22 protein-coding genes are annotated in these 20,614 nt (G+C 70.7%); 7 read left to right on the forward strand and 15 right to left on the reverse strand.

The features are described from left to right. Positions 1-18 precede the first annotated feature (18 nt). On the reverse strand, positions 19-1,482 hold the full coding sequence (locus tag AB0J80_RS08130) for a glycosyl hydrolase family 18 protein (RefSeq protein ID WP_364701732.1): 1,464 nt from the start codon (positions 1,480-1,482) through the stop codon (positions 19-21). Positions 1,483-1,652: 170 nt separating this feature from the next. Between AB0J80_RS08130 and AB0J80_RS08135 the strand changes: the two genes are divergently transcribed. Both AB0J80_RS08135 and AB0J80_RS08140 read left to right on the forward strand, forming a co-directional pair. Then, positions 1,653-2,123 carry a glutathione peroxidase gene (locus AB0J80_RS08135; protein ID WP_364701734.1) on the forward strand — a complete coding sequence of 157 codons (471 nt, stop codon included), beginning with the start codon at positions 1,653-1,655 and terminating at the stop codon, positions 2,121-2,123. 7 nt (positions 2,124-2,130) lie between these two features. Further along, a complete protein-coding gene (locus AB0J80_RS08140; RefSeq protein WP_364701736.1) occupies positions 2,131-2,808 on the forward strand; it encodes a DUF429 domain-containing protein in 678 nt (225 codons plus the stop codon). A gap of 9 nt (positions 2,809-2,817) precedes the next feature. Here the strand turns inward: AB0J80_RS08140 and AB0J80_RS08145 are convergent, their stop codons facing one another. The 6 genes from AB0J80_RS08145 to AB0J80_RS08170 form a co-directional block, all read right to left on the reverse strand. Then, a complete protein-coding gene (locus AB0J80_RS08145) occupies positions 2,818-3,408 on the reverse strand; it encodes a hypothetical protein (RefSeq protein ID WP_364701738.1) in 591 nt (196 codons plus the stop codon). Positions 3,409-3,481: 73 nt separating this feature from the next. Next, positions 3,482-4,891 carry a hypothetical protein gene (locus AB0J80_RS08150; protein WP_364701740.1) on the reverse strand — a complete coding sequence of 470 codons (1,410 nt, stop codon included), beginning with the start codon at positions 4,889-4,891 and terminating at the stop codon, positions 3,482-3,484. Between the two features lie 257 nt (positions 4,892-5,148). Further along, the gene (gene proC / locus AB0J80_RS08155) at positions 5,149-5,955 is read right to left on the reverse strand and encodes a pyrroline-5-carboxylate reductase (protein WP_364701743.1); all 807 of its coding nucleotides are present in this window, start codon (positions 5,953-5,955) and stop codon (positions 5,149-5,151) included. 76 nt (positions 5,956-6,031) lie between these two features. Further along, entirely contained in the window at positions 6,032-7,060 is a 1,029-nt protein-coding gene (locus AB0J80_RS08160; protein ID WP_364701746.1) for a 6-phosphofructokinase, read from the reverse strand. 135 nt (positions 7,061-7,195) lie between these two features. Continuing rightward, positions 7,196-7,696 (reverse strand): pyridoxamine 5'-phosphate oxidase family protein, encoded by a 501-nt coding sequence (locus AB0J80_RS08165; protein ID WP_364701749.1) that lies wholly within the window; start codon positions 7,694-7,696, stop codon positions 7,196-7,198. 67 nt (positions 7,697-7,763) lie between these two features. Beyond that, complete coding sequence (locus tag AB0J80_RS08170; RefSeq protein ID WP_015620001.1) at positions 7,764-8,456, reverse strand: Crp/Fnr family transcriptional regulator; 693 nt, start codon at positions 8,454-8,456, stop codon at positions 7,764-7,766. Positions 8,457-8,723: 267 nt separating this feature from the next. On the opposite strand from AB0J80_RS08170, the gene AB0J80_RS08175 reads away from it, so the two are divergent. Genes AB0J80_RS08175 through AB0J80_RS08185 form a run of 3 tightly spaced genes read left to right on the forward strand, consistent with a single transcriptional unit; the run spans position 8,724 to position 10,361 of the window. Beyond that, on the forward strand, positions 8,724-9,605 hold the full coding sequence (locus AB0J80_RS08175) for a phosphotransferase (protein ID WP_364701752.1): 882 nt from the start codon (positions 8,724-8,726) through the stop codon (positions 9,603-9,605). 16 nt (positions 9,606-9,621) lie between these two features. Next, positions 9,622-10,128, forward strand: coding sequence for a polyadenylate-specific 3'-exoribonuclease AS (locus AB0J80_RS08180; RefSeq protein WP_364701755.1), 507 nt, complete (start codon positions 9,622-9,624; stop codon positions 10,126-10,128). A 5-nt stretch (positions 10,129-10,133) separates the two neighbouring features. Then, positions 10,134-10,361: a PLD nuclease N-terminal domain-containing protein gene (locus AB0J80_RS08185; RefSeq protein WP_364701757.1), complete on the forward strand. Its 228-nt coding sequence runs from the start codon at positions 10,134-10,136 to the stop codon at positions 10,359-10,361. 13 nt (positions 10,362-10,374) lie between these two features. Here the strand turns inward: AB0J80_RS08185 and AB0J80_RS08190 are convergent, their stop codons facing one another. Together AB0J80_RS08190 and AB0J80_RS08195 are read right to left on the reverse strand one after the other, a co-directional pair. Further along, positions 10,375-10,776: a ChaB family protein gene (locus tag AB0J80_RS08190; protein WP_364701760.1), complete on the reverse strand. Its 402-nt coding sequence runs from the start codon at positions 10,774-10,776 to the stop codon at positions 10,375-10,377. 11 nt (positions 10,777-10,787) lie between these two features. After that, positions 10,788-11,525 (reverse strand): lysophospholipid acyltransferase family protein, encoded by a 738-nt coding sequence (locus AB0J80_RS08195; protein ID WP_364701762.1) that lies wholly within the window; start codon positions 11,523-11,525, stop codon positions 10,788-10,790. A 149-nt stretch (positions 11,526-11,674) separates the two neighbouring features. Here AB0J80_RS08195 and AB0J80_RS08200 point away from each other — a divergent pair, with 149 nt between their 5' ends. After that, positions 11,675-12,511 carry a DUF308 domain-containing protein gene (locus AB0J80_RS08200; RefSeq protein WP_364701765.1) on the forward strand — a complete coding sequence of 279 codons (837 nt, stop codon included), beginning with the start codon at positions 11,675-11,677 and terminating at the stop codon, positions 12,509-12,511. A 70-nt stretch (positions 12,512-12,581) separates the two neighbouring features. Continuing rightward, positions 12,582-14,036: a trehalose-6-phosphate synthase gene (locus tag AB0J80_RS08205; RefSeq protein WP_364701767.1), complete on the forward strand. Its 1,455-nt coding sequence runs from the start codon at positions 12,582-12,584 to the stop codon at positions 14,034-14,036. On the opposite strand, the gene AB0J80_RS08210 is transcribed toward AB0J80_RS08205, so the two are convergent. The 6 genes from AB0J80_RS08210 to AB0J80_RS08235 form a co-directional block, all read right to left on the reverse strand. Beyond that, on the reverse strand, positions 14,033-14,692 hold the full coding sequence (locus tag AB0J80_RS08210) for a response regulator transcription factor (protein WP_364701770.1): 660 nt from the start codon (positions 14,690-14,692) through the stop codon (positions 14,033-14,035). The genes AB0J80_RS08205 and AB0J80_RS08210 overlap by 4 nt on opposite strands. 42 nt (positions 14,693-14,734) lie before the next feature. Beyond that, the gene (locus AB0J80_RS08215; RefSeq protein WP_364701773.1) at positions 14,735-16,483 is read right to left on the reverse strand and encodes a hypothetical protein; all 1,749 of its coding nucleotides are present in this window, start codon (positions 16,481-16,483) and stop codon (positions 14,735-14,737) included. Positions 16,484-16,594: 111 nt separating this feature from the next. Further along, positions 16,595-17,377, reverse strand: a complete 783-nt coding sequence (locus AB0J80_RS08220; RefSeq protein WP_364701776.1) for an alpha/beta fold hydrolase — start codon at positions 17,375-17,377, stop codon at positions 16,595-16,597. Further along, positions 17,374-18,720 (reverse strand): NAD(P)-binding domain-containing protein, encoded by a 1,347-nt coding sequence (locus AB0J80_RS08225; RefSeq protein ID WP_364701779.1) that lies wholly within the window; start codon positions 18,718-18,720, stop codon positions 17,374-17,376. The genes AB0J80_RS08220 and AB0J80_RS08225 overlap by 4 nt, the downstream gene beginning before the upstream one ends. Positions 18,721-18,747: 27 nt before the next feature. After that, positions 18,748-19,431, reverse strand: a complete 684-nt coding sequence (locus tag AB0J80_RS08230) for an endonuclease/exonuclease/phosphatase family protein (protein ID WP_364701782.1) — start codon at positions 19,429-19,431, stop codon at positions 18,748-18,750. A 10-nt stretch (positions 19,432-19,441) separates the two neighbouring features. After that, positions 19,442-20,392, reverse strand: coding sequence for an ROK family glucokinase (locus AB0J80_RS08235; RefSeq protein WP_364701785.1), 951 nt, complete (start codon positions 20,390-20,392; stop codon positions 19,442-19,444). Positions 20,393-20,614 lie beyond the last annotated feature (222 nt).

Below are 20,614 nucleotides of genomic sequence, written 5' to 3' on the forward strand. Positions count from 1 at the left end.
CCACTTGCTAGGACTCGATCAGCCGAGGCCGTTCTTGATCGCGGTGATGAGCTCGCCGTTGCTGGTGTCGCCGGAGAACTCCCAGAAGAAGGCGCCGCCGAGACCCTGCTGCTTGGCGTACGTCATCTTGCCGCCGATGGTGGCCGGGGTGTCGTAGCCCCACCAGTTGCTGCCGCACTTGGCGTACGCGGTGCCGCCGATGGTGCCGGTGGCCGGGCAGCTGTTCTTGAGGACCTTGTAGTCCTCGATGCCGGCCTCGTAGGTGCCGGGGGCTGCGCCGGTCGCCGTGCCGCCCGGGGCGGTCTGCGTGACGCCGGTCCAGCCGCGGCCGTAGAAGCCGATGCCCAGCAGCATCTTGTTCGCCGGGACGCCCTTGCTCTTCAGCTTCTGGATCGCCGCGTCGGACCAGAAGCCCTGCTGCGGGATGCCGGCGTACGAGGTCAGCGGCGAGTGCGGGGCGGTCGGGCCCTGCGGGTTGAACGCGCCGTAGTAGTCGTAGGTCATCGGGAAGACCAGGTTCAGCTTCGCGATGCCCGAGGCGTAGTCGGCCGCGTCCAGCTTGCCGCCGTTCGAGCCGTCGGCCGAGATGGCGGAGGTGATGAGGAAGTTCTGACCGAACTTGTTGCGCAGCGCGGTGATCACGTTGTTGTACGAGGCCGGGCCGCTGGCGTCGCAGGACAGGCCACAGGCGTTCGGGTACTCCCAGTCGATGTCGATGCCGTCGAAGACGTCGGACCAGCGGGAGTCCTTGATCAGGTTGTAGCAGGAGTTGGCGAAGCCGGTCGGGTTCGCCGCGGCCTGGGTGAAGCCGCCGGACCAGGTCCAGCCGCCGAACGACCAGATCACCTTGATGTTCGGGTACGCCTTCTTGAGCTTGCGCAGCTGGTTGAAGGAGCCGCGCAGCGCGCCGGTGTCCCAGGTGTCCGCAACGCCGTCGACGCTCTCCGCGGCGGTGTACGCGCGGTCGTAGTCGGCGTACGAGTCACCGATCGAGCACTGGCCGCCGGTGGTGTTGCCGAACGCGTACAGGATGTGGGTCAGCTTGGAGGCGGAGCCGCTCGTCACGATGTTCTTGACGTGGTAGTTGCGGCCGTAGACGCCCCACTCGGCGAAGTAGCCGACGACGTTCTTGCCACCGTTGCCCGGGGGCGTGGTGGGCGGCGTGGTGGGCGGGGTGTCCGGAGGAGTCGTAGGAGGCGTGGTCGGCGGCGTCGTCGGGTCGGTGCCCCCGCCGCAGGTGCCGTTGTCGATCCAGACGTCCCACTGGCCGCTGTGCGTGGCCGGGGACTCGTTCTGGGTCCACCACTTGGCCGTGTAGTTGTGCCCGTTCTGTGAAGCGGTGTTGTCCTTGACGTAAACGGCAGAGGAGCTCCACGCGGGAGCACAGGCGGCGGCAGCGGACGCCTGAACCATGGGGACCGCGGCGGAGGCCACCGCCACGATCGCCCCGGCCCACAAGGCGCGACGGAGGGATTTCTTCACTGCGTCTCCTCAGAACAGTTAGGAAACTTTCCAAAGGGAAGTTGAAGAGACGGTAGTCACATCTATGAACATCAGTCAAGAAGGTCTCTGCGGTTTAACGGACCTCTTAACTTTTCGAGTCTGGGCGCCACAGCGTGCACTCGTACAGGCACTACGCGTAGTCTGCCGTCATGACCATCTTCGACGTCGCCATCGACGCACTTCCGGGCGGATCCGCCGATCTGCGGCAGTACCGCGGCAATGTCGTCCTCGTGGTCAACGTCGCCTCCCAGTGCGGCCTCACCCCGCAGTACGCCGGACTCGAGGAGCTCTACCGGACGTACCACGACCGCGGCCTCGTCGTGCTGGGCGTGCCCTGCAACCAGTTCGCCGGCCAGGAGCCGGGATCCGCCGCCGAGATCGAGACGTTCTGCGAGGTCAACTACGGCGTCACGTTCCCCCTCACGGAGAAGGTGGACGTCAACGGCCCCGGCCGGCACCCGCTCTACCGCGAGCTCGTCGGCGAGGGCGAGGACATCCAGTGGAACTTCGAGAAGTTCCTCGTCGCCCCCGACGGCACAGTGGAGGCACGCTTCGACCCGGGCACCGAACCCAGGGACGAACGCCTCGTCGCCGCCATCGAAAAGCTGCTCCCCCGCTGAGCGGCTCATGAGCATTCACGTCATCGGCGTCGACGCTTACGCCCTCGGCTGGGTCGGCGTCGAGCTGCGCGACGGCCACTTCGGCCGGGCCATGCTCGCCTCCACCCTCTACGAGATCGTCGCCGGCAGCTCCGGCGCCGCCGTCATCGGCGTCGACATCCCCCTCGGCATGCTCCCCGACCGCTGGCGCGCCGCCGACGCCGTCGCCGCGGACCACCTCGGCCCGCGACGCAGCAGCGTCTTCCGGGTACCGCCACGCGCGGTGTGGCAGGAGGCCGACTTCGCGGCGGCCAACAGGGTCTGCCGCGAGCTCACCGGCGCCGGGCTCAGCCGCCAGTCGTGGGCGCTGCGCCCCAAGCTGCTCGAGGCGAACGCCATCTGGGAACGCCACCCCGGCCTGCTCTTCGAGGCCCACCCCGAGGTCTCGTTCCGGGAGATGGCCGGCGAGCCCCTCGCGTACGCGAAGAAGACCTGGACCGGTCAGGCCCGCCGCCGGGAGCTGCTGGCCAAGCACGGCATCGTCCTGCCCGACCAGCTCGGACCGGCCGGCCAGGCCCCACCCGACGACATCCTCGACGCGGCCGCCGTCGCCTGGAGCGCCCACCGCATGGCGACGGGCGCCGCCCAGAGCCACCCCAGCCCACCCGAGGAGAACAACGGCGCCCGCATCGCCATCTGGTACTAGCTCACCTGATCACTTCTCCGGAGTCCGACTCGAAGACGGAGGGGCCGACATCTCGATGGGTGGAAGGCTCACCGTCGCGTACGGCACGATGGGTCCTGAATCCTGCCCGATGGTGACCGGCACGGCGGGATAACGCTGACGCAGCAGCGCTTCGGTATCCGCCTTCTGCCCGGTCGCCATGACCTGCACACCGGAACCATCGACGGCCGGCACGGCACCGTTGACCGAGACTCCCCGGCCCGCCCAGTAGTCGCGATCGTCGATGATCGAGTCGGCGACCGCTTTCATCTGACTGAGGGAGTACGCCGCAGCCCGGAGCTCAACTTTCGCCCGGCCCGCCCTCTCGGCCACGAAGGCGTCCAGATCCGGATCGGGCACACGGTAGATGACGAGCGTGCCGTCATCGATACGCGATCCCGCGTACTTGGTGCCGAAGGAGCTCTCCAGGGCGGGCACCAACGTGGAAACCGCGGCCTCGAGGTCCGGATCGGGCGGACTGCCCCCTGCGGATCGGCCGCCGGAGGCACATCCACTGATCGCACCGAGTAACACCATGATCGCAATAGTGATGGGCAACCGCAAACGTGACATCACGCTCATGGCTCCTTCGACGTGCGGGCGACCGATGACGTTCCCTGAGACACCTGAGCATGCATTCTCCGCGCCCGTGTGCTCACTGGGTGTTGATTCGCACCCCGACGGCGCTCATCGCCCCGGACAAGTCGGCGTAGTAAAAGCTGTAGGAACACTGGCGGCCTGGGTAGTTGTATCCCTTGCAAGTTCGCAGGTCCGCGCCATCCGATCCGGTCTCGATACCGCTGATGATTCCCTGAGCCTGAACCCTGCCGCCGGAAGCCAGACTGGTGATCGGTCCACCGCTGTCGCCCTGTCCGACGAACGCAGAGCTGCTGTTCGCGGGCAGGTTCTGCGCCCATACCAGATTCGTCACCCGGCCCACCCCGTTCGTGGGGGGATCGTAGACGACGATGACATTCGTAGCCCGGATAGTAGCCCCACATTGCGTGCCAGAGAAGGCGCCCGAGGCGCAGATCGTACGATCTACGAGATTGGTGCCGGCGCCGGAGACTGCGACATAGCTGTTGCTTCCGGGGTCACTCGGCGGATTGATCGATGCGCCCCAGTACACACCGGCACCGGCTCCTCCGGGGGTGAGAATCAACTCGGCATCACGTCCGGTGCTGCGCCCTGCGGCGATCGTGTTACCGAAAGTCCTGGAATAGGTACTGCCGTCGGCGAGCACCACTGTGCCGGTGTCCCATCTGCCTTCGCCGCAGTGCGCCGCCGTGATCAGATAGGTCGCCGCTCCGTTCAGGCCTGTGACGCCGAAGCCTGTGCTACAAGAGTTGCCCCGAGTGGCGGAGACCATCAGAGCGCCACCGAAATAGGGAACGTCATCAATGTAGCGGTAGGCGAACTTGGCGCCGCCCATACCAGTGATGTTCAACGGCACGTGGCTTCGCAGCGCCGGTACCAGCCGACGGGCGGCGTCACCTTCGACTCCGACAGGGAGGCCGGCGAGGCCAACCTCCAAGCCTGTGCCGTCGAATCTGGGGAACACCCGCAAGGCACGCTGACCTGTCGGCTTGCCGTCGTGCAGCGGCAGTCGCGAGATACGGTCCGCCTCGGAGAGCAGCTCGGCTTCGGTGTACGGCGCCGACAGAAGCTTGACAGCAACCCCTTCGAGGCGCGCCTGGCCGATGCGCTTGTCAACGACCTCCGGCACACCACCGTGCCAGTAAACCTGCAGGTCGCCGTCGGGTCCCAGTCTCATTCCGGCGACGCCCGAGTTGCGTGTCGTCGGGATCGATCGAATCTGCGCTGCGACTTGGCCGACTCGCTGCTCTCGTCTCATTCTGGCGGCGGACTCGGTAGTCAGTCCCGGAATACTCCCGATCGTCTCGTCCGCGTTCGCCAGGCGGCTAGCAGCGGGCTCTCCGGCGGGACGCAATTCCGGCAGATGCCAGTCAGAATCGGCCACGGCTGGGCCTGCAGCGGCGAGGATCACTGCGATGGGGCCCGCCAAGACCATGATCGTGCGGTCCCGGAACCGTCTGCTGTACATGCGTCAGTCCTTCCGCTCCAATTAATTGATATCCATCAATTGGAGCATCGCGACTGGCTTAAGGACCGTGACTGTCGTATAGAGAGCAACCAGTGGTGTCTGGCTGTACCGCAGGCAAGGCGCAGGCCCCCAAACCACCGGTCAGCGCGGCCTCGAGGAGCGGAGACCTCCGCAGTAGGGTCAGGGTCAGGGTCAGGGCCTGGGAGTCGCTCGGGCGCGTGGGCGGCTGAGCGACTCCCAGGACAGCTTGTAGCGCCCTAGGAGCTCTGCTCCGCGATCTCCCTGGCCCGGTCCCGGGCCGCCTCCAGGGCGGCCAGCAACGCGGCCCGGACCCCGTGGTTCTCGAGCTCCCGGATCGCCGAGATGGTCGTGCCCGCCGGGGACGTCACCGCCTCCCGGAGCTTGACCGGATGCTCCCCGGAGTCGCGCAGCATGACCGCCGAGCCGATCGCCGTCTGCACGATCAGCTCGTGGGCGACCTGCCGCGGCAGCCCCAGCAGGATCCCGGCGTCGATCATCGCCTCGACGAGCAGGTAGAAGTACGCCGGACCCGAGCCGGACAGGGCCGTGACCGCGTCCTGCTGCGACTCCGGCACCCGGATGGTGGCGCCCAGCGGCTTGAACATCTCCTCCGCGACCGCCAGGTGCTCGCCGGTCGCGTGCGGGCCCGCGGAGATCGCGGTCATCGCCTCGTCGACCAGGGCCGGGGTGTTCGTCATGACCCGCACGACCGGCGTGCCTTCGGGCAGGCGGGCGGCGAAGAAGCCGGTCGGCAGGCCGGCGCAGAGCGAGATGATCAGCTTGTCGGCCGGGATCTTGGGACCGATCTCGGCGAGCAGGGCTTCGGCGTCCTGCGGTTTGACGGCGACCGCCAGCACGTCCGCCTCGGCCACCGCGGCCTGGTTGTCGACCACCCGGATGCCGTAGCGCTCCCGCAGCTCGTCACCTCTCGCCGCACGACGGGTGGTGACCAGGAGCTTTCCCGCCGGCCAGCCGGCGCGCAGCAGGCCGGAGAGCACCAGCTCGCCGATCTTGCCGGCGCCCAGCACCGCGACGACAGTCATTCGTCCTCCCAGACGACGAAGCAACGACGAAGGGGCGGGCGTCGGACGCCCGCCCCTTCACCGAACCAGACTGAACTCAGCTGCCGAAGAAGACCTCGGCCTCGTCGTACCGCGAGATCGGCACGGTCTTCAGCTCGCCGGTGCCCTCGATCAGCGGGACCCGGATGATGTCGGTGCCGCGCAGCGCCATCATCTTGCCGAAGTCGCCCTCGTGGACCGCGTCGATGGCCTGCAGGCCGAAGCGGGTCGCGAGGACGCGGTCGAACGCGGTCGGGGTGCCGCCGCGCTGGATGTGACCGAGGACGACCGTGCGGGCCTCCTTGCCGGTCTTCTCCTCGAGCTGCTCGGCCAGCCACTGGCCGATGCCGCCGAGCCGGACGTGACCGAACGCGTCCAGCTCCTGGTTGTGCAGGACCATCTGGCCCTCGAGCGGCTGGGCGCCCTCGGCGACGACCACGATGGGCGCGTACTCGACCTGGAAGCGCTTGGTGACGTACGTGGCGACCTGCTCCACGTCGAAGTTGCGCTCCGGCAGCAGGATGACGTTGGCGCCACCGGCGAGGCCGGCGTGCAGCGCGATCCAGCCGGCGTGCCGGCCCATGACCTCGACCACCAGGGTGCGGTGGTGCGACTCGGCCGTGGTGTGCAGCCGGTCGATGGCCTCCATGGCGATGTTCACGGCGGTGTCGAAGCCGAACGTGAAGTCGGTCGCGTTGAGGTCGTTGTCGATGGTCTTCGGCACGCCGACGACCTTGACGCCGAGGTCGTTGAGCTTGGTGGCGACGCCGAGGGTGTCCTCGCCGCCGATCGCCACGAGGGCGTCGACGCCCTGCTCGGCCAGGTTGGCCTTGATCTTCTCCACGCCGCCGTCAATCTTGAACGGGTTGGTGCGGGAGGAGCCCAGGATGGTGCCGCCGCGGGGCAGGATGCCGCGGACCTCGGCGATGCCGAGCGGCTTCGTCAGACCCTCGAGCGGGCCCTTCCAGCCGTCCCGGAAGCCGACGAACTCGTGACCGTAGACGGCTACGCCCTTGCGCACCACCGCCCGGATCACGGCGTTGAGACCGGGGCAGTCGCCGCCGCCGGTGAGCACGCCGATACGCATGATTGCTCGTCCTCCCTGATCGGGTCGCGAGATGCCCGGCACCATGGGAATCCGTCGTCCGGCGTCACTGCCGGGTCCAGGGCGGGCCGCATGCGCACTGTAGTCGCCGCGGCCACCCCGGACCAAAACGCCCCGCTACAAGCGCACGGTTTCGTTCTCCCCGGCGTCCGGAGTCGTCCCGGTCACGGCCGCTTTGACGTATCCCAGCAGCGTGACGACCCGCGAGCTGTGTGCTGACTCCCAGTACTCGGCCGACTCGGCGTGCACCTTGACCAGGGTCAGGTTCGGCGTCTCCAGGCCGTCCGGGAACCAGGCCTTGAGCACCGGGTTCCACAGCTCCTCGGCCTTCGCCCGGTCGTCCGTCTGCACCGCGGCGCCGGAGACCGAGGTCCACGCGTGCTGCTTGGCGTCACTGAACGCGACGTTCACCTGCGGGTTGGCCCTGATCTGCGCGACCAGGTCGGAGTCGGAGTACGTGAAGAACCAGAGGTCACCGTCGAACTCGACGTCCTGCAACGCCATCGGGCGGCTGACGTGGCGCCCGTCGGCGGTCATCGTGGTCAGCATCCCGATCCGGGCGTCCTTCACGAGCTCCTTCAGCTTCTCGCGCTTCTCCTGCTCGGTGTGCTCGGCCATGGCACGCTCCCTTCGTCCGGTGTTCCCCGGAAACTTCCCGGGGGCCCACCGGCGAAACGAACGGTTCCTACCTTTCGGCCATGCCGGCCCGGCGTCGCAGGGCGGAGACGTCGGTGACCACGATCCGGCGTCCTTCGGTACGCAGCCAGCCGCGCGTCGCGAACGAGCCGATGGCCTGGTTGACGCTCTGCCGCGAGCCGCCGGCCATCTCGGCGAGCTGGCTCTGGTTGAGCTCGATGGTGATCATCGGCGCCTGGCTGTCCCCCGCGAGGCGCACCAGCGTCTTGGCCACCCGCCCGGGCAGGTCCAGGAAGACGTGGTCGGCGTTCTGCTCGGTCAGCCGCCGGATCAGGCCGCCGACGGAGCGCATCACCGCGTCGAGGATGCGCGGGTTGGAGTGCACCAGATCCATGAAGGCGACCCGGGACAACGCCAGCGCCTGGCTGTCCTCGATCGCCTCCGCGCTGGCCGACCGGGTCGACGCGTCGAGCAGCGAGACCTCACCCAGGACGTCCGGCGGCCGGACCACCGTCAGCACCGCCCGCTCGCCGGTGGGCGCGGTGCGGAACACCGCGATCGCCCCGCGACGCAGCACTATGAGCGAGTCGCCGGGGTCGTGCTCGACGAAGAGGATCTGCCCTTTCCGGTACGTGCGCGGCACCGCGGCGGCGATCACCCGCTGCCGCACGTCGGGCTCCAGCCCGGCGAACATCTCCACGCCCGTGAGCGCGTCACCCGGCTCCGGCAGCCGATGGTCCACGGTCAGTCCTTCCCCCGGTCGGGGCCACCGCCGGCACCCCTGTCCGACGCCGGCCCCTCGACGCGAACGATCACTCTTAGCATGAAGAGCGCCATCAACGCCATTTGATACCTCGAGCGCCTGCCTTTCGATCATTTCGCGTATGTCGCGCCCTGTACACCCCCCAAATGCCGTCAGTCACGATGCATCCTGACCACTGACCAGCATGGGCAACAATCACCCACGGTGTCCGTTCCCATTCCGTTCCGTTGCTGGATAATCGCGGCCGTGCCGGACCACGACCTTCTTCGATCGACTCTGCGGGAGCAGTGGCACCTTGTGCCTACCGAGATCTCGGCGCTGCCGGGTGGGCTGCTGTCGCACGGGTGGGATGTGACGGCCGGGGGTGAGCGGTTCGTCGCGCGGCTTGCCGAGCCGGATGCGCGCCAGCCCGTCGAGGCCGGGCTGGCGGCGGCCGAGCGTCTGCGCAGCACCGGGGTCGAGGCAGGCGAGCCGGTCCGCACCCTCTCCGGCGGGCTGACCGCGGAGACGCCGTGCGGTGCCATGGCCGTCCTGCGCCGCGCGCCCGGCCGTACCCTCGACGGCAGGGACCCGATCGACCAGCAGTTCTGGGGCGACCGCCTGGGCGCCGTGCACCGGGTGCTGCAGACGTTCCAGCATCCGGGGCTGCGCCGCTGGAACCTGCTCGACCCGGACGCCCCGCACCTGGCGGTCGAACCGTGGCTGCGGGAGGCGGTCACCGGCGCGTTCACCGCGATGACCCGGCTCACGGTCACCGACCGGCTCACGTACGGCGTCCTGCACGGGGACCCGGCGCCGGAGGTCTTCCTGGTCGACCCGGCCACCGGCCGTGCCGGGCTGCTGGACTGCGGGGCCAGTGGGACCGGTCCGCTGCTCTACGACGTCGCGGCCGCGGTGGTCTACGCGGGTGGGCCGGAGACCGCCGCGGAGCTGCTCGACGGCTATCTCGCGGCCGGCCCGGTGGACGAGGACGAGCTGCGGGCGGCCCTGCCGGTGATGGTGCGCTTCCGGTGGGCGGTGCAGGCGGACCGGGTGGCCCGGCGGCTCGCCACCGGGGTCGGCGAGGGGAACCAGGAGGCGCTGCGCCGGGCGCAGGAGGCCCTGGTCGCGGCGGCCGACCCGGGGTAGGCGAGGATGGGCGGCGATGGTTTACCGCTATTTCTACGACTGCGAGTTCATCGAGGACGGCCGGACGGTCGATCTCGTGTCGATCGGCGTCGTCGACGAGTACGGCCGCGAGTTCTACGCGGTGTCCACCCAGTTCGACGACTCCCGGGCCGCTCCCTGGGTGCGCCGCAACGTCCTGGACAAGCTCCCGTCCCCGGCGGACCCGGCGTGGCGCTCCCGGGAACGCATCCGCGACGACCTGTACGCCTTCCTCGTCGAGCCGCTGCGAGGCCGCGACGAGCAGATGGAGCTCTGGGCCTGGTACGCGGCGTACGACCACGTGGCGCTCGCCCAGCTGTGGGGGGCGATGCCGGCGCTGCCCCGGGAGATCCCCCGCTTCACGAAGGACCTGCGGCAGCGCTGGGACGACCTGGGTCGGCCGCCGCTGCCCACCGCCCACGGGCGCCACGACGCGCTGGTCGACGCGAAGCACAATCTCGCCCGCTGGAAGGTCATGGAGGAGCAGGGCCGCCCGGTAGGGTGATCGGCGTGGCCAACCAGCACTGGAGTGACCTGCCCCGCTGGCAGAAGGCCGGCGCGCTGATCGTCGCCCCGGCGGAGATCGTCCTGACCACCCTGGCCGCGATCGACCTGATCCGGCGCCCGTCGGCGCAGGTGCGCGGCCCCAAGGCGCTGTGGTGGGCGGGCATCTTCGTGCAGCCGCTGGGGCCGATCGCCTACCTGAAGTGGGGCCGCTCGGCCAGGCCCGGGGCCTGACCGAGCCGCGCGGCTACTTCTTGGCGCTCGCCTTGCGGGTGCTCTTGGCGTTCGCCTTCTGGATGGCGTCGACCAGCTCCGGCTTCTTCATCTTCGACCGGCCGCTGATGTCGAGCTTCTTGGCGACCGCGAGCAGGTGTTCCTTGCTGGCGTTCGCGTCGACCCCGCCCTTGGTGGCGGCCTTCGTGGCGCGGCCGCCGGCGGCCTTCTTGTCGCTGGGGCCCTTCTTCGCCTTGGCCTCCCAGTGGTCGCCGACCTTCTCGAACGAGTGTTTGACGGCGGCCAGGGCCGTGCGGTGCGCCCGCTCGCCCTCGCCGTACTCCTCCACCGCGCTGTCGTGCGCCTTGATGTAGGTGCGCTGCGCCTTCTTCGGCGATCGCTTCAGGGTCCCGGGCAGGTCCTTGCTTGCCGGCATGGCGAACCTCCTCACGTCGGTGTCGCCGATCTCCCTGCCCGGTCCCCCAGCGGCTCAAACGCCGGGGTGGGGGCGACTACCGCGGTCTTGAGGGTGGCGGCGTAGACGTCGACGTACTCGCGGCCGGTGAGGGTCATCAGCTCGTACATGATCTCGTCGGTGACCGCGCGCTCGACGAAGCGGTCGCCGACTCTGTCCGCGTACCGGGAGAAGTCGAGGGGTGCGCCGAAGCGCAACCGGACCCGCTTGATCTTGGGTATGAGCTTGCCGGTCGGCTGGATCTCGTCGGTGTTGAGCAGGGCGACCGGGACGACGGGGGCGCCGCTCTCCAGGGCGAGCCGGGCGACGCCGGTCTTGCCGCGGTAGAGCCGGCCGTCGGGCGAGCGGGTGCCCTCGGGGTAGATGCCGGCGATGTTGCCCGAGCGCAGCACCCGCAGCTGGGTGTCGAGGGCCGCCCGGGCCGCCTTGCCGCCCGATCGGTCGACCGGGATCGTCCCGGTGCCGACGAAGAACTGGCGCATCAGCCAGCCCTTGATCCCCTTACCCGTGAAGTACTCCGCTTTGGCGACGAATGTCACCTTCCGCTTCACGATCAGGGGTGTGAAGATCGAGTCCGAGAACGAGAGGTGGTTGCAGGCGAGGATCACCGGACCGGTCGCGGGGACGTGGTGCAATCCCTCCACATCGGGGCGGAAGAGGCATTTCAGGACGGGTCCGAGAACCACGTACTTCAGCAGCCAGTAGAACACCGACGTCCTTTCCCGCTCACCGCAGACCGTGGGGCAGGGAAAGCGTACGAAGCGGGAGCGGCACGCCACAACGCACTCCCGCAAGCGGTGCCTGTCGTGTCACCATTCAAGGCACGCGCGCGTGCAGCGCGGGGCGAGGAGTGTGCAGGGTGTCTGCGGGTGGCGCCCGTCGCGGGCGGCGGGACAACGGGCTCGACGCGGCCGACTACGCGGCCGCGGGCGACGTGGATCCGCGTGTGGGTGAGCACCTGCTCGACGTGCTGGCGGCCGGCGGCATCGCGGCGTACCTGCAGCCCTCGGCCGACCTCAACCCCATCCTGCGGGCGACGACGTTCCCGGCCCGCCCCACCGACCGCCTGTACGTCGACCGCACCCACCTGGCCACCGCTCGCGAGCACCTGCACAAGCTGACCGGCGGCACCGGCCCGTTCCCGCCGGCCGCGCGCCCGGAGTCCCGCGCCGGCGGCGACCAGAGCGACGTCGACGCCGAGTGGGCGAAGATCGTCGCCGGCTTCCACACCTCTGTCGACCCCACGGCGCCGCCGTGGCCGGCCGCCGAGGGCATCGACCCCACCCGCGCCCCGGAGCAGCCGTCGCCCCCGCCGCAGCCCGGCGACAAGCTCACCTCGGCCACCGACCTGACCGGCATCCAGCTCAACCGGCGCCGCACCGACCGGGTCGACGAGCCCTCGGTGCTGGACGGCCTGGACACCTTCGGCACCGGGCTGGACGACGACGAGGACGACGAACGCTACGTGCCGCCGCCCCCGCCCCCGCTGCCGCACATCTCCAAGTACGCGATCGCCGGCGTCCTCGGCGTGGTGCTCGGCTTCGTGCTGTTCCTGTTCCCGTGGCTGCTGCCCATCGAGCGCAACTTCGTCACGCTGATCGGCTTCGCGGCGATCGTGGGCGGCGCGGTGACGCTGGTGTGGCGGCTGCGCTCCGGTGATGACGATGACGAGTTCGACGACGGCGCCGTGGTCTGACACGCCCGCAAACCATGACATAGACCACCAGCATTGTTTCGCTCGGTAACCATCCACTAACCTCTCGTGAATGCGTCAGAGCTCGCTCGTGGTAGTCGCCAACCGCCTCCCGCTGGACGACAGCACCGCGCCGGACGGGGCCTGCGAGTGGAGACGCAGCCCCGGCGGCCTCGCCAGCGCCCTGCACGCCATCCTGAAGCAGACCCCGGCCACGTGGGTGGGCTGGGCCGGCGGGGTGGGCGCCGCGCCGACCCTGCCCGACATCGGCAGCCTGCGCCTGCGGCCGGTGCCACTGTCCGAGAAGGAGCTGCGCGGCTACTACGAGGGCTTCGCCAACTCGACGCTCTGGCCGCTCTACCACGACGCCGTCGAGCAGCCCGTCTTCGACCGCGGCTGGTGGGAGACCTACCAGGAGGTCAACCGGCGCTTCGCCGAGGCGGCCGCCGAGGTCGTCGAGCCGGGCGGCGCCGTCTGGATCCAGGACTACCACCTCCAGCTCGTGCCCGGGCTCCTGCGCGAGCTGCGCCCCGACGTGCTGATCGGCTTCTTCCTGCACGTACCGTTTCCGCCGCCGGAGCTGTTCATGCAGCTCCCCCGCCGCAACGAGCTGTTGCGGGGCATGCTCGGCGCGGACCTCGTCGGGTTCCAGCGTCCGCAGGCGGCGCACAACGTGGCGCAGCTCGCGGTGAAGCTGCTCGGCGCCGAGGTGACGGCCAACGACCAGATCACCGTCGCCGGCCGCACGGTCCGCACCGGCGCGTTCCCCGTCTCCATCGACGTGGCCGAGATGCAGGCGCTGGCCGCCCGCCCCGACGTCCGCGACCACGCCCGGCAGCTGCGCACCGACCTCGGCCGCCCGCGGCGGGTGCTGCTCAGCGTCGACCGGCTCGACTACACCAAGGGCATCGAGCACCGGCTGACGGCGTACGACGAGCTGCTGCGCGACGGCCGGGTGAAGGTCCGCGACACGGTGCTCGTGCAGGTCGCCGTGCCGAGCCGCGAGCGGGTCGACAGCTACCGCGTCCTGCGCGACCGCATCGAGGGCGAGGTCGGCCGGATCAACGGCGAGTACGGCCGGGTGGGCGAGACCGCGATCCACTACCTCAACCAGCCGTTCGACCGCGCCGACCTGGCCGCGCTCTACCAGACCGCGGACGTGATGGTGGTGACGCCGCTGCGCGACGGTATGAACCTCGTCGCCAAGGAGTACGTGGCAGCCCGCGCCGACAACTCCGGCGCGCTGGTGCTCAGCGAGTTCGCCGGCGCCGCCGCGGAGCTCGAGGACGCCTTCCTGGTCAACCCACACGACGTCGACGGGCTGAAGGAGACACTGCTGCAGGCGATGGAGGCCGACCCGGAGGACCTCGGCCGCCGGATGGCCGCCATGCGGGCCCACCTGCGCAGCCACGACATCGTCGCGTGGGCGCGGGCCTACCTCACCGCGCTGGACGGCACCGGCCGGATGGCGGCCGGCCTGCGCCGCTCCGCGGGTTCGCGCGGCCGCGCTGCCAGGACCTTGTCCTAACCGCCGATCCGGTAACCGGCCCGGGGCACGGTCTGCACGATCGACGGCTCGCCGAGCTTGCGGCGCAGGTTCATCACGGTGACCCGGACGACGTTGCTGAACGGGTCGGTGTGCTCGTCCCAGACCTGCTCGAGCAGATCCTCGGTGGTGACCGCCTGCCCCTGGCCGCGCATCAGGGCGTGCAGCACCCCGAACTCCTTGACGGTCAGGTTCAGCGGGCGGCCGTCGCGGGTCGCCGTACGCGCCGCCACGTCCACCACCACGCCGTCACGCTCGAGCACCGGCGGCAGCGCGGGGGCAGTACGCCGGGCCAGCACCTGCACCCGGGCCAGCAGCTCCGCGAACGCGAACGGCTTGGTGAGGTAGTCCTCGGCGCCCAGCCCCAGCCCTTCGACCCGGTCGTAGATCCCGCAGGCGGCGGTGAGCAGCAGCACGCGCGTAGCGATGCCCTCCGAGACCACCCAGCGGCACACGTCGTCGCCCGTACGCCCAGGCATGTCCCGGTCGAGGACCGCCACGTCGTAGCGGTTGACGCTCAGCCGCTCCTGGGCGGCGTCCCCGTCGTAGCAGACGTCGACGGCCATGGCCGCCCGCCGCAGTCCGACCGCGATCGTGTCCGCGAGCAGGCGCTCGTCATCGGCTACCAGGATGCGCACGGCGTCACTATCGGGTCCGCGGCATAAAACCGGAGTAAAGCATCACGGCGTCCACACCCAGACGTCGTGGTCCTGGCGCGCCGGCCCGAAGATCTGCTCGACCAGGCCGCGCAGCGGCTCGTGCGCGGCGTCGGCGCGCACGACCAGGACCGAACCCCGCCAGCGGGCCACCTCACCGCGCACCGCGACCTGGTCCTCGGCGCTCACCTGCGGGGCGGTCCCGGCCTTGTACGTCTCGTCGACCAGCCGGCCGAGGGTGGTGGCCCATGCGGGTCCCATCCGCCCCTTGCCGTTGACGTCCGGGCCGAGGAAGTAGCCCTGGGGCATCGCGAACTCGTGCAGGGCCGCGGCGTTCCAGCTCAGCGCGTCGCGTCCGCGCATGGAGTCCGGCAGTGGCACCGGCACCAGCGTGTGCCCGGCCGGGACGTACGGGCGCCACGCGCCGGAGGTGATGAACGCCGGCGGCGGAGCATCGGGGATGGCCGGCACCGGCGTGGGCACGAGCGGCAGCAGCGCCGCCGCCATCAGCGCCCGCCAGGCCGGCGCCTTCAGCTTGTCCCAGCCCACGGCGAGGAGCACGACGATGGCACCGATCACGATGAAGGTCAGCCGGCTCGGCATGAGCAGCCCGAACACCGGCATCTCCTCCGGCATGGCGGCCAGCGGGCCCGGGGTGTCGGTGAGCAGCCCGCCGATGCGCAGCACCGGCCCGAGCGAGAGCACCGCCCCCACGACCGCGGTCACGGCGGCCACGCGGGCTACCACCGACCGCCGCCACAGCATGACCGCGAGCACCAGCGCGACCAGCGTCAGCGGCCAGCCCCAGTAGCTGTTCTGCTCGCTGTGCCCGACCGTCGCCTCGGACGCCGGGGTGCCCGCGAGCGTGTCCCGGGCGAACGTCAGGTACGCGAGCGGGTCCTCACCCCAGTCGGTGAAGTACGGCATGCTCGAGAACGACTGCGGCCCGTGGAACTGGAACCAGATCGGGTACGCGCACAGCACCCCCGCCACGACCGCGGTCACCCCGATCGCCCGCAGGAACGCCCCCGCCCGCCGCCGCGCCTCGGCCGGCCGCATCGCCGCGTGCACCCCGGTGAGGATCAGCCCGGCGACGGCCGTGATCAGCAGCAGCTCCTCGTTGATGAAGAGCTGGTAGGTGACGAGCCCGCCCAGGATCAGCCCGTCCCGGCGCCACCGGCCGTCCACGCCGAGCCGGGCGATCCGGGCGACGATCAGCGGCAGGGCGAAGTTCGAGACGAAGTTCGGCTGGCCGTTCGCGTGGTGGATGATGCCTGGCGCGAAGCCCGCGAACGCGCCCGCGACGAACGCCGCCGCCCGGGAGCGCACGAGGTGACGCTGCAGCACCCAGTACGCGCTGAACGCCGTGCCCGCGGAGGCCCCGACCATCCAGATCAGGTACGCCCACCGCGGCCCGAGCAGCATCGTCACCGGCGCCATCGGCAGCGTGACGCCGAGCACCGAGGTGTTGGCGATCATGTTCACGCCCTCGGGGGCGTTCTGCTGCTGCGAGAACAGCGGGTTGGACAGGTGCCGCACCGAGTACGCCCCGTGCGACAGCAGCCACTGGAACCACGTATTGTCGCCGGCCAGATGCCCCGAGATCGTCCTGCCGGGGTCGGCCAGGTACCCGCCCATGACCAGCAGTCCCAGTCCGACGTACACGACCGCCGCGGAGAGATGCGGGCGGACGCGGCGCCACCGCGACGGGGCCGCGGGCGGGTCCGCCGGGTCCGCCGGGCGCGCCGGAGTCAGAGTGGGTGTGTTGACCATGACCGGCCACCGTACAGGGTCGCTGAGTAAGACCCGCATAAAGGCTGAGCAAAAAGGCGAACATCACTCAAACCCTCACCCAGGGTGACCTCAGGGGCACCTCAGCGTCCGCTACGGGCGGTCGGCGAGCTCCTTCACGAGCCAGTCGAGGATCGCGTCGATGGGCTCCTGCCACCCGGCGTCCAGCATCAGGTCGTGACCCATGCCGGGGAACAGCAGCGGCGCGCCGCCGTAGCGGGCCGCCGTGCGGTCCAGCGCCTTGCGGGTGACGACCCGGTCGTCGGGGCTGCCGACCACGAGCGTCGGCGGGGCGCCCACCGGCCCGGCCGGCTCGGGAGCGGTCAGCAGCGCCCGGTAGACGCGGGACGGGGCGCGCACCAGGCGGTCGACGTACCCGTCGGCGGCGGGCAGCTCGGCGCCGAACAGCTGCCTGCGGTCCAGCCTCAGCCCGCCGCCGAAGAACACCGGCAGGGTGCCCAGCGGGTTGGCGCGCAGGGCCGCACCCAGCGCCGACCAGCCGTGCAGCACCGGCGCGACGAGGACCGCGGCCCGCGCCGGGTAGCGGGCCAGCGCGTGCGCGACGACGAGCGCGCCGACACCGTGGCCGACCAGCACGGTCTGCCGCGGCAGGCCGACGGCCACCTGCACCACGTCGTGCACGTACGCGCGCAGCGACCCCTGCTCGCGGGGGCTGAGGGCGTACCCGGCGAACCCCCGCGAGGCGACGTGGCCCAGCCAGTGCTCGCGGAACGCCCAGGCGCCGTGGCCGAGTCCGGGGACGAAGAGCAGCGGCGGCTGCCCGTCGTCGGGATGCGGCAGGGCGCTGAGCACCTCGCGGCGTACCGGAGGAACCGGGTCGGTCCAGTCCTGGAAACGCAACAGCTGCGAGCTCATGCCGCGGGCTCCATCTGCTTCAGCAGGTCCTCCACCGCGCGCAGGTAGTCGGTGTGGCTGACCTCGAACCAGTGCCGCGACGACGGGACGGTCCGCAGCCGGGTCCAGGACCGCAACGGCCGCGCCGACTCCTTCTGCTGCACCGCGGCCGCCCGGTCCGGGTCGCCGGCGCGCAGCCGCAGCCACCGGGCGACGGCCACGCTCTGCCAGTGGGCGAGCGGGAAGAGCCCCGCGTCGGCCTGCACCAGCCCCACCACCGCCAGCGTCGGATGCCGCCGGGCGAACGCGTGCAGGTGCAGGTCCGGCTTGCCGTCCTCGTCGATGTCGAGCAGCTCCGGTGCCAGGAACTCGAACCGCGGCAGATAGCCGGTGGCCGTGATGACCAGGTCCGGCTCGGCGCGCCGGCCGTCGGCGAACTCCACGGTGGACCCCTCGAGCCGGGCGACGTCCGGGACCGGGGTGATCCGCCCGTGGCCCACGTAGTAGACGAGCTGGCTGTTGACCACCGGGTGGCTCTCGTACGGGCGGTGGTCGGGAGCGGGCAGGCCGAAGCGGGTGACGTCGCCGACGGTCAGCCGTACCGTGCGGTGGTAGAGCCACTGCCGCAGCCGCAGCGGAAGACGCAGCTGGAGCAGCTTGTCGTTGACCTGGTCGGCGGGGCGGCCGAGGACGTACTTGGGGGCGTACCAGTAGCCGCGCCGCGTCGAGTGCCACACCGTGGCGGCCTGCTGCGCCGCCTCGACCGCGATGTCGCAGCCGGTGTTGCCGCCGCCGACCACCAGGACCTTCCGGCCCCGCAGCTGCGCCGGATCCTTGTACGCCGACGCGTGCATCACCCGCCCCCGGAACGCCGAGGTGTCCACCGACAGCGGCTTCGGCGCCCAGTTGTGCCCGTTCGCCACGACGACGGCGGCATAGCGCTGCACCCGTTCCTCGCCGCCGCCGGTGCTGCGCGTCGTCACGTCCCAGCGGCCGTCGCCGACCGGAGTCACCGCCACCACCTCGGTGCCGAACCAGATGCTCGTCCGCAGGCCGAAGTGCTCCGCATACCGCTCGAGATACGCGAGCACCTGACTGTGGTGCGGGTAGTCGGGCCAGTCGTCCGGCATCGGGAAGTCGGGGAACTCGGTCAGCGGCCGGGACGAGATCAGATGGGTGCTCGCGTAGACCGGGCTGCGGTCGTGACGCCAGTTCCACGCCCCGCCGACGGACGTCTCCCGCTCGTAGCAGTCGACGGAGAAGCCCTGCTCGCGCAGGTTCTTGACCGCCGCCAGGCCGCTGCCGCCGGCGCCGATCACGCAGACCGCGTCGTGCCGGTCCGCGATGTCAGGGGTGTCGGGCACCGGCAAATCCTCGCAGAACGCGGGCCGCTACGACAGGGCGAGCTCCGCGAGCACGGGAAGGTGGTCACTGGCCCGGCGGGCCGCCTCGTTCTCGACCACCTCGTAACGCTCGATGCCGATGTCCGGCGAGACGAACAGCGCGTCGAGGCGCTGGCGCGGCAGCGTCGCCGGGAACGTCAGGGTCGCGCCGCCGCCGTGGGACGCGGTGTCGACCAGGCCGTCGGCGACCGTACGCCAGGCTCCCCCGCCCGGCCCCTCGTTGAGGTCACCGCCCGCGACGAGCGGACCCTCCACCGAGGACAGCGCCTCCTTCCAGATCGCCGCCTGGTCGGGCCGTTCGGCCGGGTCCGTGGCGAGGTGCGAGCCGGAGACCGTGAACTGCCCGCCCGGCACCGAGCACCGCGCGAAGGCGGCGCCGCGCAGGTGCCGGCCGGGTGTGAGCGGATACCGCAGGCACCATGTCTCGTGCACCCGTACCCGAAGGCTCACCAGCAGCAGGTTGCCCAGCGACGGCATGCCGCCCGCCGCGACCACCATGCCGAAGTCGTCGGCGAGAGTGGCACACTTCTGCCGCCACCGGAACCGCCGCGGCGCCTCCTGCACGATGACGACGTCCGGGGCGAGCTCGCGGACCAGGCCGGTCAGGGCCGCCCGGTCGTCGCGCAGCCCGTGCACGTTGTAGCTCAGCACCCGCAGCCGGACCCCGGACACGTCGTCTCCCTCAGATCCGGCGGGCCAGGTCCGCTGCGCCGAGCACCCCGGCGGTGTTGCCCGTCTCGGCGGCCCTGATCTCGGCGACCGGGAACCGCCCACGCTGGGCCAGCTGGTCGCGGTAGGTCCGCTCGGTCGGTCCCATCAGCAGCTCGCCCGCGTCGATGACACCACCGCCCACCACGAGCACCTGCGGGTCGAACGCCTGCGCCAGGTCAGCCATCGCGACCCCGAGCCAGTAACCGATCTGGGCGAACGCGTCCCGGGCCACCCCGTCCCCGGCCTGCGCCGACTCGGTGATCATCCGGCCGCTGATCTGCTCCGGGTCACCGCCGGCCAGCTCCAGCAGCTGCCGCGCCCGCTCCGGCTCCTGCCGCGCACCCGCCCGCGCGAAACGCACGAGCGCGTTGCCGCTGGCGTACTGCTCCAGACACCCCAGCCGGCCGCAGCCACAGGGATGGCCGCCGTTCACGGACTGGATATGCCCCAGCTCACCGGCGATTCCGTTCGCCCCGCGCCACAGCGCGCCGTTGAGCACGATCCCGCCGCCGATCCCGGTCCCCACGGTGATCATCACCATCGAGTCGTCGGCGTCCCGGGCCGCGCCGTACCGGAACTCGGCCCACGCGGCCACGTTCGCGTCGTTCTCCAGCACGGTCGGCAGCCCGACCGCCTTGGCCACGTAGTCCCGCACCGGCTCGTCCCGCCACGCCAGGTTCGGCGCGAACAACACCGTCGCACCGGCAGCGTCGATCCACGCGGCCGCACCGATGCCGACCGCCTTGACCCCGGGGTGCAAGGCCGCCAGCTCGGCGGCAACCGCCACGATGGTGTCCCGCGTGCCGGCCGGGTCGTGCGCCGGGGTGTCGCGGCGCGCATGCGCGATCACGGCCCCCTGGTCGTCCACCACCCCGCCGGCCACCTTCGTGCCGCCGACGTCGACTCCGATGGTCAGCGTCACGCTGCCCGCCCCCTCTGTTGTGTCACACCACGTCGCCTGGGGCGTCGTCGCCCGTCCGGCTACCGTGGTCCTCGGCCGCAGCCGGTGTCCCTTGTGCCGCCACATCATGATCTACGCCGCCGGATCCCACCACGCCGGTTTCGCGCGGCGACTCCCCCTTTGCGTAGTTCGCGACCGCCGCCGCCCGGAACTCCGAGAAGTGATTCCTTCGCTTTACGGTGT

The sequence above is a fragment of the Actinoplanes sp. NPDC049548 genome (assembly GCF_040676695.1).
Lineage (GTDB): Bacteria > Actinomycetota > Actinomycetes > Mycobacteriales > Micromonosporaceae > Actinoplanes.